Here is a 12,907-nt window from a genome sequence, read left to right on the forward strand (position 1 = left end):
ATCAGGTCTCCACCTTCATTGCCCTGCCCCGCTTTCGAAGCCATGCGTTCATGACGACCGCGAAGATAGTCAGAAAGCCGATCGCCATCTTGAACCAGTTGGCGTCAACCTGGCTCAGCACCAGTCCGTTGTCGATGACGCGGATAAGGGCAGCCCCGATGATGCCGCCGAAGATGGTGCCGATGCCACCAGCCAACGAGGCGCCACCGATGACGGCAGCCGACACGGCCTGCAGCTCCAGCCCCTCGCCGATCGACGGCAGCGGGGCGCCGAGCCGCATCACCTGAATGGTACCGGCAAAGCCGGCGAGCACCGAACAGATCATGAAGCAGGCGACCTTCACCCGGGCCGTCGGGATACCCATCGATTGCGCGGCGGGCAGAAAGCCGCCGGTGGCGCGCACCCAGTTGCCGAAATTCGTGTGCGACAGGAGCACGGTCACCAGGATTGCCACGGCGAGAAACCAGAAGAACGACATGCGAAAGAGGTCGCCCGGTCCCACATAGACCGTAAACAGCCATTTGGGCAGAGCGTTAGCTGGTATGACAGGAGGGAAGCCGCCGGAGATTACCACCGTCAGCGAACGCGCGATGAACAGCATACCAAGCGTGGTGATGAAGCTTGGTATCGCGAAACGAATCGTTATGAACCCGTTGAAAAAGCCGATGAGGGCAGCGATCGCGAGGCCGGCGGCAAAGGCCGGCGCGAACGGAACGCCTGCCGCGAGCATCACCGCCATGGTCATCGGGGTCAGCGCAAAGACCGAGCCCACCGAAAGATCAAACTCACCGCATATCATCAGCAGGGTCACGCCGATCGCGACCAGCCCCATTTCGGGCAGCAGCCCAAGCATTCCGCGAAGGTTCTGTGTGTTCAAAAATACGCCGTTCGAGCGAATCTGAAAGACGATGAGGAGCAGGAGCAGGAACACGACCGCCGCAAGCTCCGGCTTCTCCAGATAAATCTTCATCAAACGCTTCATCATTCGCTCCGGCTCGGGATCGTTTCCGCTGGTTATCGCATCGGCAAAGGGGATGGCGGCAGTCTGTCTTCTACCGCCCTTGACGGGGAAGATGCCGCTGGAGGATGGGGACGGAGCCAACGCCCAAGACCGTGTTGCCTGGCCCTCCCCCTTGTCCAGCCGACCTCTCCCCGTAAGAACGAGGAGAGGACGCCGGCTTCGTGCCTACCGCACGCCCTTTGCGGCCAGTTCCTTGAGCTTTGGCACGTCTTCCTTGACGATGATGCCCTTGCCGGTGTCGATGTCTGCCGGCAGCAGACCGACGTTCTTGGCGAGATAGGCTTCCATCACCGGCATGAAGCCCTGCATGTAGGGCTGCTGGTCGACCTGGACCTGGATATAACCCGCTTCCATCTGTTGCAGGACTTCCGAGACGATATCAAAGCCGCCCATCAGCACCTTGCCCGGCTCGATGCCGCGATCGATCAGTACCTGGGCGACGTAGGCATGCCAAAGGCCGGTGTCGAAATACACCGTGGTGTCCGGGTGGGCAGACAGATAGGCGCCAACACGATCGGCGACGACGGCGCCATCTGTGCCGGTGTCGAGCCGTTCAATGACCACGCGTCCGCCATTCGCGGCCTTGTATTCCTCAAGGAACTTCATGACGCCGGCAGCGCGCTGTTCCGACCAGTTCTGACCGGGCGCGGAGACGCCGACGAGGGCCCTGATCTTGCCTTCCTTGGGGAAGAACTCGGACATCTTCTTGCCGAGCTCGTAGCCGGCGGGAATGAAGCCCTGGCCGATGAAAGCCTGGCGGGCATTGCCGGCTGCTCCCTCGGTGTCGTCGACATTGGATGCGATGACCGTGACGCCGGCAGCGCGGGCGTCGGCGATGATCTGGTCGAAGGCATTGTTGTCGACGATCGAGGTGATCAGCGCGTCCGGGTTTGCCGCGAGCGCCGCCTGCATGTTGGCCGATTGTTGCTCGATCGAGCCTTCGGTCTGCGTGAAGACCATCTGGCAATTGGCCTGGATCTTGGCGCAGGCGTCGTCAAACCCCTTCTTCACAGCTTGCCAGAACGGGTTTGACGCCGACGAATGATGTGTGAAGACGATTTTCATCGGCTCCTGCGCGCGTGAGCCGATTGCCGAGCCTCCAGCCAGTACTGCTCCCAAGGCTGCCGAGATAAGTAGCTTCTTCATGGTTCTCCTCCTCCGTAGAAAGCTGCTTCAGGTTCATTTTCAGAGAGTCGATGCGTCGGTCACCCGTCGAAGCGCCGTGAAGGCGCGATCGATCTCCGGGTTCAGTTCCATGCCGAGGCCCGGTCCGGAAGGCACGGTGATCATGCCGTTCTTCACCTGCGGCAAAGCGGTCACAAGGTCGCGGTACCAGGTCTTGTAGAAGGCCCTGACACTCTCCTGGACGAGCGCGTTCGGCGCATTGAGCGCCAGGTGGGTCGATGCGCCGAGCACAACTGGACCGGTGCAGTCGTGTGGCGCGACCGGCAGGTGCCATGCTTCAGCCATGGCAGCGATCTTGCGCGCCTCCGAGAGCCCGCCGCACCAGCTGATATCGAGCATAATGACGCCGGCCGCCCCCGTCTCGAGAAGGTCACGGAAGGCCCACCGGGAACCGAGCGTCTCCGAAGCCGATATCGGCGCCAGCGAAGCCTCGGCATAGCGTTTCAGGCTGGACAGGCTGTCCATCCTGATCGGATCTTCGTGCCAGAAGGTCTTGTAGGGGACAAGCTCGCGGGCGATCTGCATGGCCGGCAGCAGCTGCCACATTGAATGGAATTCAACCATGATGTCCATCTTGTCGCCGACCGCATTGCGGATTTTCTCGAATGGCGCCAGCGCGGAATTCAAATCAGGCTGCGAAATATACAAGCCGCGCGTTTTCTCGGCGGCCATGTCGAAGGGCCAGATCTTCATGGCCGTGATGCCTTCCTCCAACAACGAATGCGCCAGTTCGTCGGCGCGGTGAAGGAAGCCGTTCAGATCATCATAGGCGTCGCCGGGCTTATCGAGCCCGTAATTGGCCGTCGTCTGGCCGGTGGTCTTCTTGATGTATTCGGTACCGGCACAGGTGTTGTAGGTCCTGATCTCGTGCCGGGTGAAACCGCCGAGGAGTTGTGCGATCGGCTGACCCGTCGCCTTTCCGAACAGATCCCACAGTGCGATATCGAAAGCGGAGTTGCCCCTGACTTCCGCGCCCGTCGATCGGAAACCGAGATAGCCGACGAGATCGGCGGCAAGCAGGTCGATCTGCAAGGGGTTGCGCCCGATCACGCACGGCGCGACATATTCGTGCAGATAGGTCTCGACGGTTTCGGCCATGAAGAAGGTCTCGCCCAGCCCAACGAGGCCTTCGTCCGTGTGAACCAGGACCCAGAGAAGGTTCGGCCGCTCCTTGATCCGCAGCGTTTCCAGTTTCGTGATCTTCATCGCGCACCCCGCTCCTCAGGCGATGCCAGCCGCCAGCAGGGCCTTGACGCTCTCGTCAAAATGCCTCGCCATCAGGTCGCGAGCGGACTGAGGATCACCGGTCTCGATTGCTTCGGCGAGATCGATATGGATTTGGATCATCTCCAACTGCTCGGCATCCGAAGGGCGGCTCCGCCAGCCGATCGGCCAGGTCTGGCGCGATACGCGCTCGAACGCGCCGACGATGAGGCTGAAAACCGGATTCTTTGCAGCCTTGGCGATTTCGAGGTGAAAGGCGAGATCGTGCTCCATGACCTGTTCCGGCCGCTGGAAATTCTCGCGCATGGCGAGCGCATGCGTCCTGATCCTTTCCACTTCGTCGGCTGTTCTGCGCAAGGCCGCCAGCATGGCGGTGCGGGTCTCAATCGTGCGGCGCACGTCGTAGATTTGCTGCACCGTGATCTGCTCGGTGTGGACGCCATGCTCGATCACCAGCGACATGGCGCCATAATCCAGCTCGGCGACGGTAGCCCGTCTGCCTGCCCTCAGGTCGATAAGCCGCATGGCGGCGAGCGAGCTGAAGGCCTCGCGAACCACGGTGCGCGAGACGCTCAATTGTCTCGAAAGCGCGGCCTCGCTGGGCAGCCGGTCGCCGGGCCCGAGTTCATGCGCGCGAATATGGTGCGTGATCTCGCCGATCGTATTGCTGACCAGGCTCGCTGCGTCGGAATGTTTTGCGGATACCGCCGTGCTCACGCAATCTCCAGTTCAGGGGGCCAGCCTGTATGGCAGGTTTGCCTGAGGTGTTGATAGTATGCAAGAAAGATGTATGTCAAGATCAGGCGGGCCGGCGTCGTCGCCAAGAGACCGATGGCAAGAGGCTTGCACGAAAGATGCTCTTGACGCGACCGTCGCCGGGTGGCCGGGTGCAGGAGCCCGCGCGGTCGAGCAGGCGATTGTCTGCTTGGTGCGCTCGACATTCTCGTCGTGAACAGCGGCGTGCCGCCGACCATGTCGTTCGAATTTTCTTGGCGGATGATTCACTGATATTTCGATCGACGCACCCCATATGAGCGGAAAGAGTGTCACTTGAGGACTTGCCTATGCTGATTTCGCGTTCAGGACGGTTTGCAATTTTGTTTGCGGGATTGTTCCTGGCATTTTCCATGGTCGCTGTGGATCACGCCGATGCGCGCCGTGGCGGCAGCTTCGGCAGTCGCGGCATGCGCACTTTCCAGCCGGTCCCGCCGACCAGGACGGCGCCACAGCCTTCCGCACCGGTCGAGCGCTCGATGACGCCCAATGCGGCAACGAACAATGCGGCCCGCCAGCCGCAGGCATTCCAGCGCCCAGGCTTCTTCAACGGCCTCGGTGGATCGATGATGCGGGGGCTGCTGCTCGGCGGCTTGATCGGCGTTCTTTTGGGCCATGGGTTCGGCGGCTTGGCCGGCATGTTCGGCCTTCTCCTTCAAGTGCTGCTGATCGGCGGCGTGGTCATGCTGGCCATTCGCTTTTTCCGCTCGCAATCGGCGCAAAACCCAGAGCCCGCTATGGCCGGTGCCTCGCGAGGTGCTGGGAGCTTTGGGCGAAGCGCAGCAGCCCGGCCCGAGCCGAGCAACGTCCAAGCATTCCCCATTCCAGGCATCGGGTCGGGATTTGGCGGAACGAGCCAGGCCAGCCCTTCCGATGAGATCACGCTCACTAAAACCGACCTCGACACGTTCCAGCAACGGCTGACGGAAGTTCAAGAAGCATTCGGGCGCGAGGACCATGCTGCCTTGCGCCGGTTGGTGACGCCCGAGATGGTTTCCTATCTGTCCGAGGAACTTGCCGATAATGCCAAAAAGGGCGTCCGGAATGACGTGTCGGATGTCAGCCTGTTGGAGGCCGATATTGCGGAAAGCTGGCGGGAGGATGACCGCGACTACGCGACCGCTGCTTTGCGCTACGAGTCTCGCGACGTGACCCGCGATCGCATCAGTGACAAGATTGTCGAGGGCCAGGCCGATCAGCCGACAGAGACAACCGAACTGTGGACCTTTACGCGGCAGAACGGCGGTGACTGGAAGCTTGCCGCAATACAGCAGCCGAGCTGATGTGCCCGGCCTTGATGTCTGCCAAGAGTTTTGTTCAGGTTTCTCGCTACCACTCGAAGGCCAGCGCGCCCCTTCCGCGCGCTTCTTTCCCCCAACGCGCGTTGAGGTAACACTATACCACCGGCTTCAACCGGGACCGGACAATCAGCATCGCACCGCGCGACTTTTTGCGTTTCCGGTCTCGTGTAACCCAATCGACGACCTCCTGCCGGGTTGCAGCCCGCCACCCCTCGATGCTCAGGCAGGCAGGCTCTTTGACAGCCTGCCTCTTCTGGTTTACGTGCGGCCATCAAGAATGTTCAACGCGTAACGTGTGTGTCGCCGTTCGCCGGTTCTTATCAGTGCACCGTTGGCAACGAGGTCCTGCAAATCTCTTGTTGCCGTCGCGCGCGATGCCTGCGTGATGGCGATATAATTCTCGGCGCTGAGCCCCCCTTTGAACCCGTCGATGCCCGCGCGGAACATCCGGGCGATGACCTTTTCCTGGCGCTCGTTGAAGTGATCCCGGTAGCGTTCGTGAAACTTGGCCTTGACGACGGAGAATTCGACACGAGCGAGCGTTACGCGCTGCGCTTCGAGGATCGTGTTGGCGAAGTAGAGCAGCCAATCTGTTACCGCGTTGCTCGTGTTGCTGGCCTCCAGATGGTCGTAGTAGGCCTTGCGGCGGCGCTCTATCGTATAGGCCAACGCGATGAGGCTGGGCTCACCCAGATTTTGCGCCAGCGCCTTTTCGCAGAGGGCACGGCCTATGCGACCGTTGCCATCCTCGAACGGGTGAATGCTCTCGAAATAAAGGTGCGCGATAGCGGCACGCGTCAACGCTGGGAGCGGTGTCTTGCCTTTGGGTGAGGTATCGTTGAACCAAGTAGTGAAGGCATCCATTTCGGGTTTCACCCGCGCGGAGGGCGGCGTTTCGAAATGAACTTTGGGCTTATCCAGCCAATTGGAAACGATCTGCATGGCATCGGCATGCTGGCGGTAGTTGCCGATGGTCTCGATACGACGCTCACCCGACATCACCATCGTATGCCAAGCGTAAAGAGTGCGATGCGTCAGCGCATCGGCAAAATGCAAGTAGACATCGGCCATCATTTCAGCGATGCCCCGCTCGGCAGGCGGAATGCGCCTGGTCTCGCCGCCCAGACCAAGTTGCTGGCGCAGGGATGATTGCAGGCTCTCGCGGTCGAGGTACTCCCCCTCAATCGCGGATGTCTTCAAGGCCTCTTCGCTGATAAGATCGATGCGGATCTGGTCGCGATCGTCGGAACCGACATGACGAAAGACGCCTAGGAACTCGCCCGATCGCAACAGGAACTCGCTTTCCAGCGGTTCCAACGCCTTCTTATCGTAGGTAAAATGCGGCCAGTCCGCTTGCTGTCCATACCATGAGTTATAGGGCACCTTGCTATAACTCACGATAGCAACAATTGTGAGCTATAGCAATCTTCTCTATGCCTCAGAAGTCGCGGCTTTGCCCCGGCGCGATCCAACGGCTAACCATCCAGATCAATTTAATCATGCTTGTAGGGCCGCCGCATTGCGGGCCGCGCTCAATCGTTGCTCGAACGTTTCGGTTTTTTCTCCCAGCTCAATGAGCGGCTTAAGTTCTTCATACCCCGCACGTGCAGCGACACGCGACGTGGTGCGACGGGATGACAACGGCGTGTGACCAGGCCGCATGCTTCCAGCCGCTTGAGCAACGGCGTCAGCGTCGCCGAATCAAGCCCAAGCACTTCGCCAAGCTCGCCCACCGTGCTTGGCGCTCGCTCCCATAGCGCGAGCATCGCCAGATATTGCGGGTAGGTCAGCCCCAGCGGATCGAGCAGCGGCCGGTAAAGCCGGGTCATCAGCCCGCTTGCCGAATAGAGCGCAAAGCAGAGCTGCTGATCAAGCCGCCGAATCCCGCCGGAAGCCGCCGGGAGGTCCTCGGGTCTGGTGTGATCTCTAGGGCATGCTGCCTTTGCCGGAAGTAGCACCGCCGAAAGCGCCACTTCGACATTGCCCCTGATGGCATTGGAATAAGGGCACATCCGATGCGCCGCCGATACAAGCGATCTATGCGCGACATCCGCTGTCGGGCCGCGGCGCAGAGGACGATTCGATCCAAAGGGCGTACCAGCGCTCTATTCTTCGCTATCGGGGGTGACGGCGCTGAGGGAAGCCAATCAGGCGGCAGCCTTCAGCCGACCACCCTGCTTGCCTATGACGCCGAGATTGAGGGCATATTTGATAGCCGGGATGAGGACGCCCTGAAAGCTGAAGGGATGGATCCCGCCGCCCTTGCCCACATGACATGGCGACCAGATGAAAGTTTCTGGAGAGGCGAGAACCCAGGCCATTGCCCGGCGCCTGACGGCCAGTGGGTTCAATGCGCTGTTGGTCAAAAGTTTCGCGCCCGGCGCGCCCGACAGCGACTTAAATCTCGCGCTCTGGCGTTGGAGCGACAAAGCCCCCTCGCGCCTCACCTTGATTGATGATGAAAATCGGCTTTCGCGCTGACGCGGTTTTGATAAGCGCGCCAACAGGTGCACTGGAAATTCGCGCCGACGAGCCTAAAAACGCCTACGAAAAGACGAACAGGGGATTGGAGTTATTTACCCGTCGGTGAGACATCAGGGCAGCGGCGTTCTATCCCGATCTCGTCCAAAATCTCAGACAAGGCGGCACCTGGCGCCTTGAATGGCAGGGATCCCGCTTCCCACAGTTATCAACCTATCACTCGCGACGCAGGCACCATCCAAAAGTGTGCCTGCTTTAGGTCCGGTCGGTCGTTGTCTCCCTCAGCGCTCATGCCGTCGACGTCGGTCGCTGCGACTTCCGCTGAGACCACGCCCTCGATTCTGTGGCAAATCTCCTTGATAACGCCTGATCGGTCGGCCGGTCTTCGCGCCTTCGAGATGGACGACTGCGGCTGTCGGCATAGGCATGGATCTCGACCGGGCGGCCGACGGCTGTCGACAGGACCGAGTATTTGTTGGTGTCGAAGCGAACCGTCCAGGTCTTCGACACCGAAGCCGGCACCGTGTGGAATCCGTCGAAGGGGCCGCGATACTCGACCAGTTTGCCGCGCTCTTCCTCGAACACGTTCCAGATCGTTCGTTCCGGTTGCTCGACGTGACGGTGCGCCTTGGCGTAGGCGACGCACTTGTCCTGCAGCCAGGCGTTCAGCTCCTCATAGGTCTTGAAGCGCAGCCTGGGCGTGAAGAAGCGCTCACGCACCAGCCCGACCTGGTTCTCGACCTGACCCTTCTCCCAGCCCGACGCTGGCGTGCAGGCGACCGGCTGCACCAGATAATGGCTACACATCTGCAGGAGGCGGCGATTGTATTGGCGGTCCTTGCCAACAAAGATCGTTTCCACCGCCGTCTTCATGTTGTCGTAGATGCCGCGCGTGCAGGCGCCGCCGAAGAAGGCAAAGGCCCTGTCATGGGCGTCGAACACCATCTCCTGCGTGTCGCGCGGATAGGCCCTGACGAACATCATGCGGCTGTGGCAGAGCCGGACATGGGCGACCTTCACGGTCACCGTCACGCCGTTGATCAGGACGATCTCGTGGCTCCAGTCGAACTGGTAGGCCTCGCCCGGCGCGAAGAACAGCGGCACATAGGCGTCCGCCGTCGCCGACCCCTGCGCCTTCGCCCAGCTCTTCGCGTAGCGGCGGACGGCGTCATAGCCACCCTCGTAGCCGAGACTGCAAAGCTCTTCGTAAATCCGGATCAGTGTCAGTTGCTCGCGCGCCGCCTTGCCACGGTTGCCATTCAAAAACCCGTCAAGCTGATCCTGCCACGGACCGATCTTCGGCTTGGGCTGCCGCTCGCGTTCGTAGGAGAACGATGTCTCATTGGATCTGAGAATCTTGCGGACGGTGTTCCGCGACACATGCAGCTCGCGGCAAATCCGCTTGAGCGACCATCCCTGCACATGGAAGGCGCGCCGAACCCGGGCAATCGTATCCACCGACTTCATCCCCACACCATCCGCTCGCCACGACGAGCCGATGGTCGCAAATCAAAGCATCAGGGGGGGGCAAAATTGGACGCCGATTCCCCGGCTTATGGGGTCAATTTTGCACGCCGATTCACAGCTAAAGTCTTCGACTGTCCCCCCATGCCGCTCAAGCCCTGCGAGCAGGCTCGCTCGGGCGTCAGCCATCAACTCAAATTGAACGGGACGACCTGTCTTCTGCTGAAACACTATCGCGCGAGTCCGAATTTCGGGACCTGCGACTAACGTGCCGATCCTAAGCTTCACAAGATCACAGCCACGCAGCTTGCTGTCGATGGCTAGATCAAAAAGTGCGCGATCACGCAGCCGAGGGGCACAGGGACACGGGAGACCCCTTCCTGATGCTTAGCCAGTATGACGGATAAAGTCGCGTTGCCGTGAGCGCATCTCAGCGAGCAAGGCCGCTTCGTCAGTCATTCCGTCTTGGAACAATTGCAATAGCGTAGACGCGATTATCTCAGCGTCGCCCGAGCTTGCATCGTGGTTGCCGTCTGCGCATATCTCGTCGAACACTCGTTGGAGTAGCGCAAGATCGTTCGGATAAAATGCGCTTGTACCGACGTAACGCTTAAACATCTCACCTCACGAGGCGAGAGTACGACACCATCTCAATCGCCGGCTGCCTAACAGTTGGCTGGCGACTTCATGACTGTAGGCTAACGCACCGAGATAGCGAATCTATTCGCCAACGTTTCGCACGAACATCCCCTCCTCCTTAGCAGCAGCCCCGAAGGCCTTACGGGCCTCCTCCGGGGTCGCCCGATCCTCGACGGCGCGTCGATGTATAGTTGTGCAGCCTTCCGCCACTTAGGTCCCATCTTGGTCCACTTCAGGAGTTCCTCGGCGGCACCCTCGACATTGTTAGACCCGTAGGTCGGTCGGTCTTGACGTACACTGGAGGGCAGAACCAATGGGTTGCCACGACACCTCCTACTCAGGGGAGAGATACATCTTGGCCTCCTTTGCGGCAGCCTCAAAGGCCTTTCGCACCACCTGAGGGTCAATCGAATCGCCCTCCAGATCTGACAGGCACAGCGTCACCGCCTTATGCCAGCAGGGTCCTCTCCGGGTCCACGTTTTGAGCTGCTCAAGGGCTGCCCTCGCATTGTTGCAGCCATGCCTGACACCGGTTTCAGTCTTCACGAACACCGGAGGGACGAACCAATGGGTTGCCATGATACCTCCTACTCAGGGGAGAGATACACGTTGGCCTCCTTGGCAGCCGCCTCGAAGGCTTCACGGACCTCTTGGGGGGAGGATTTGCCCTCGAATGCATCGACGCAGGATTGGACAGCCTTGGTCCACCTCGGGCCCTTTGTGTCCCACGCCATGAGTTCCTCGGCGGCTCCCTCGACGTGGCTGACCCCATGGCGAATGCCTGGACGTTTCGTCTTCACGTAGACCGGTGGAGAGAACCAGAAGGGACCCATGAGGATGAACTTAGAGCGGCAAGAGGCTGCTGACCAACCCAGTTGCAGCCTCCGCTGATAAGGGAACAACGCAGGCCCTCGCGGGTTTAGAACTCGCAGCGGTCGATTCTTCGTGGATGCACCCGCTGTCGGGTCCGTCGCTTTTCTCACGGGCGGCGGGCCCTCGTGGCTAGAGACTGACTTTGCAATCGAATTTAGCTATTTGCCGTTCGGGGGAAGTAACGTCCCCTCCTCCTTAGCGGCAGCCAGGAATGCCTTACGGGCCTCCTCAGCTCCCATCTCGTCGAATATCACGGCCATGCAAATGCGCACCGCGAGGTCCCAGCAAGGCCCACGCTTGGTCCACTTCATCAACTCCTCGCCGGCTTTCTCGGCGTTGTTGACGTTGCGGATGATCCCGGGACGCTCGGTCCTGACAGGGACCGGAGGGTTGAACCAGTGGAGAGCCATACGTCACTCTTTGTCGGCCCTATCAAGTTCCTCCAGCAAATACCTTTGCTCAGCCGGCAGCTCCCGTTCTACAGGCAGATTTAGCATGTTGCGAAGGTAATTGCGGATTACCTCTGAGGTGATCCACCGCCGCACAACTTCGGCAATAACCTTCTGTTTGGCTTTATCGATTTCAACCAGTTTCGGGCCTACATCTTAAAAGGACCGAACTGCACCTCGAGCGGAATTGTTCCTTAAGGGGGCCAGAATGTTTGATACAAAAATCTGAGCGGGTGATCGGATAACTGGCTCGCGCGAGGCCCCCCCGCGCGCCCTGCGTTTCCCACTGGCGAGGCCCTAACAATCCCCGTCAGAGAAGTTGGAACCGCCAAGCTGCTGCCGTTTCGCCCGCGACGCCATCCACCATTACATGACCGATGCCCCGCGAGCAGCGCTCGATCCGCGCCTCGACGCGGTACACATCACGCAAGAGCGCCGGCGCGACGACATCTTCCGGCGTGCCGCAGGCGAACATCCGGCCCTCGGCGATACCGATGCATTTGTCGGCGAACCGGAGGTGTAATCAAGAATTGTCTTTTAGAGCAATTCCAATGTACCGCTTTGGGGGAGAGCATTTCGGGTGATGACGGCTCACGCAAACTATTCGCTGGGCGACGAAATTTCGGGACTATTGGTCCGATCGCGCCGAGACCTTCGACCTGCAGGTCGGTCACGAGATTTTTTCCGAGCAGGAGCGCGCCGCATGGGATGCGCTCATAAGCAAACACCTCGGACCCGGCGCCGGACGGGTGGGACGGGCGTGATTTCGCATCTGATTCACGATCTGGGGTTTGTGGTGACGGGCCTCGACCTGCTCAGAAGCCTGCGGGACGCGCAGTTGGCCTCAAGCCGTTTCGTGAGCATTACGATGCCATCGGCCAACTGCATCTTGACGTAAAGCGGGCGCTGAACCTGCTCAACGAACGAACATTCGCGCCACCCCGCGAAATTTCGCCTCAGTCGAACTTGGCCGGCGACGAGAACGGCCGATCGGCGTCTAGCACGAAGATGGCCAGCTCATCGAGATCGGTGCCGGCGCTGAACACTTCTATCGGCGTGTCGGCCCCGTGTCCGGTCATGGTTGTGCCGGCTTCGGCATAGGTCACGCCGTAGGGCGTTCTCTGGCCGAGCTTGCCGGCCAGCACGTAGAAGGCCTCCGGTCCCGGATGTGTATGGATTTGCGACTTGGCGCCGGGCGCTCCACCGGCGCGGTTGACGCGCAGCAAATGCTCGCTCGCGCTGATCGGCGGAAGGGGCCCGATCTCGACGACCTTGGTTCCGTCGGGCGTGGAGCCATCCTTCGGTCCGAGCGTGAACAGCCAGACCTTGCCTGCGACCTCCGCCGCAAGCGAGGTCGGGCTTGCAGCGCCCTGGGCCTGCGCAAGCGTCGGGAAACTCTCCAGCCGCCAGTCATTGGCCGTGTGAAGCATCTGCGCGGCGAGGACGACTTGCGGCACGCGTCGTTGCAGGATTTCAGGGACGAAGGAACGACGGAA

10 protein-coding genes and 6 pseudogenes are annotated in these 12,907 nt (G+C 60.5%); 3 read left to right on the top strand and 13 right to left on the bottom strand.

Annotated elements, in window-relative coordinates; genetic code table 11:
• Nucleotide 1: 1 nt before the first annotated feature.
• The 4 genes from NKG95_RS21095 to NKG95_RS21110 all read right to left on the bottom strand — a co-directional run bounded on the left by NKG95_RS21095 (nucleotide 2) and on the right by NKG95_RS21110 (nucleotide 4,147).
• On the bottom strand, nucleotides 2–982 hold the full coding sequence (locus NKG95_RS21095; RefSeq protein WP_031194994.1) for an ABC transporter permease: 981 nt from the start codon (nucleotides 980–982) through the stop codon (nucleotides 2–4).
• Between the two features lie 204 nt (nucleotides 983–1,186).
• Nucleotides 1,187–2,167, bottom strand: coding sequence for a sugar ABC transporter substrate-binding protein (locus NKG95_RS21100; protein ID WP_353042337.1), 981 nt, complete (start codon nucleotides 2,165–2,167; stop codon nucleotides 1,187–1,189).
• 39 nt (nucleotides 2,168–2,206) lie between these two features.
• On the bottom strand, nucleotides 2,207–3,412 hold the full coding sequence (locus NKG95_RS21105; RefSeq protein WP_353042339.1) for a mandelate racemase/muconate lactonizing enzyme family protein: 1,206 nt from the start codon (nucleotides 3,410–3,412) through the stop codon (nucleotides 2,207–2,209).
• Between the two features lie 15 nt (nucleotides 3,413–3,427).
• Nucleotides 3,428–4,147 (bottom strand): FadR/GntR family transcriptional regulator, encoded by a 720-nt coding sequence (locus NKG95_RS21110; protein WP_353042341.1) that lies wholly within the window; start codon nucleotides 4,145–4,147, stop codon nucleotides 3,428–3,430.
• 350 nt (nucleotides 4,148–4,497) lie between these two features.
• Between NKG95_RS21110 and NKG95_RS21115 the strand changes: the two genes are divergently transcribed.
• Nucleotides 4,498–5,487 (top strand): Tim44 domain-containing protein, encoded by a 990-nt coding sequence (locus tag NKG95_RS21115; RefSeq protein ID WP_352496464.1) that lies wholly within the window; start codon nucleotides 4,498–4,500, stop codon nucleotides 5,485–5,487.
• A gap of 276 nt (nucleotides 5,488–5,763) precedes the next feature.
• Here the strand turns inward: NKG95_RS21115 and NKG95_RS21120 are convergent, their stop codons facing one another.
• Both NKG95_RS21120 and NKG95_RS21125 read right to left on the bottom strand, forming a co-directional pair.
• Complete coding sequence (locus tag NKG95_RS21120; RefSeq protein WP_353042343.1) at nucleotides 5,764–6,903, bottom strand: Fic family protein; 1,140 nt, start codon at nucleotides 6,901–6,903, stop codon at nucleotides 5,764–5,766.
• Between the two features lie 215 nt (nucleotides 6,904–7,118).
• Nucleotides 7,119–7,388: pseudogene (locus tag NKG95_RS21125) on the bottom strand (MarR family winged helix-turn-helix transcriptional regulator); the annotation flags it as partial.
• A gap of 143 nt (nucleotides 7,389–7,531) precedes the next feature.
• On the opposite strand from NKG95_RS21125, the pseudogene NKG95_RS21130 reads away from it, so the two are divergent.
• A pseudogene (locus NKG95_RS21130) lies at nucleotides 7,532–7,986 on the top strand (RES family NAD+ phosphorylase).
• Between the two features lie 414 nt (nucleotides 7,987–8,400).
• Here the strand turns inward: NKG95_RS21130 and istA are convergent.
• The 6 genes and pseudogenes from istA to NKG95_RS34335 all read right to left on the bottom strand — a co-directional run.
• Nucleotides 8,401–9,453, bottom strand: a pseudogene (gene istA / locus NKG95_RS21135) (IS21 family transposase); the annotation flags it as partial.
• 108 nt (nucleotides 9,454–9,561) lie between these two features.
• A pseudogene (locus NKG95_RS21140) lies at nucleotides 9,562–9,801 on the bottom strand (integrase); the annotation flags it as partial.
• A 621-nt stretch (nucleotides 9,802–10,422) separates the two neighbouring features.
• Entirely contained in the window at nucleotides 10,423–10,668 is a 246-nt protein-coding gene (locus tag NKG95_RS21150; protein ID WP_352496211.1) for a DUF982 domain-containing protein, read from the bottom strand.
• A gap of 8 nt (nucleotides 10,669–10,676) precedes the next feature.
• Nucleotides 10,677–10,922 (bottom strand): DUF982 domain-containing protein, encoded by a 246-nt coding sequence (locus NKG95_RS21155; protein WP_352496234.1) that lies wholly within the window; start codon nucleotides 10,920–10,922, stop codon nucleotides 10,677–10,679.
• A gap of 198 nt (nucleotides 10,923–11,120) precedes the next feature.
• Complete coding sequence (locus NKG95_RS21160) at nucleotides 11,121–11,372, bottom strand: DUF982 domain-containing protein (protein WP_353042345.1); 252 nt, start codon at nucleotides 11,370–11,372, stop codon at nucleotides 11,121–11,123.
• Nucleotides 11,373–11,721: 349 nt separating this feature from the next.
• Nucleotides 11,722–11,928, bottom strand: a pseudogene (locus NKG95_RS34335) (hypothetical protein); the annotation flags it as partial.
• Nucleotides 11,929–11,994: 66 nt separating this feature from the next.
• Between NKG95_RS34335 and NKG95_RS21170 the strand changes: the two are divergent.
• A pseudogene (locus NKG95_RS21170) lies at nucleotides 11,995–12,243 on the top strand (class I SAM-dependent methyltransferase); the annotation flags it as partial.
• Nucleotides 12,244–12,367: 124 nt separating this feature from the next.
• On the opposite strand, the gene NKG95_RS21175 reads toward NKG95_RS21170, so the two are convergent.
• Complete coding sequence (locus NKG95_RS21175) at nucleotides 12,368–12,868, bottom strand: cupin domain-containing protein (RefSeq protein ID WP_353042348.1); 501 nt, start codon at nucleotides 12,866–12,868, stop codon at nucleotides 12,368–12,370.
• Nucleotides 12,869–12,907 lie beyond the last annotated feature (39 nt).

The sequence above is a fragment of the Mesorhizobium sp. M1423 genome (assembly GCF_040317575.1).
GTDB lineage: Bacteria > Pseudomonadota > Alphaproteobacteria > Rhizobiales > Rhizobiaceae > Mesorhizobium.

What these genes read in the sequence shown, in the direction of transcription:
- NKG95_RS21100 (WP_353042337.1), bottom strand. Translation starts at nt 2,167, where the DNA reads ATGAAGAAGCTACTTATCTCGGCAGCCTTGGGAGCAGTACTGGCTGGA.
- NKG95_RS21160 (WP_353042345.1), bottom strand. Translation starts at nt 11,372, where the DNA reads ATGGCTCTCCACTGGTTCAACCCTCCGGTCCCTGTCAGGACCGAGCGT.
- NKG95_RS21095 (WP_031194994.1), bottom strand. Translation starts at nt 982, where the DNA reads ATGAAGCGTTTGATGAAGATTTATCTGGAGAAGCCGGAGCTTGCGGCG.
- NKG95_RS21150 (WP_352496211.1), bottom strand. Translation starts at nt 10,668, where the DNA reads ATGGCAACCCATTGGTTCGTCCCTCCGGTGTTCGTGAAGACTGAAACC.
- NKG95_RS21155 (WP_352496234.1), bottom strand. Translation starts at nt 10,922, where the DNA reads ATGGGTCCCTTCTGGTTCTCTCCACCGGTCTACGTGAAGACGAAACGT.
- NKG95_RS21105 (WP_353042339.1), bottom strand. Translation starts at nt 3,412, where the DNA reads ATGAAGATCACGAAACTGGAAACGCTGCGGATCAAGGAGCGGCCGAAC.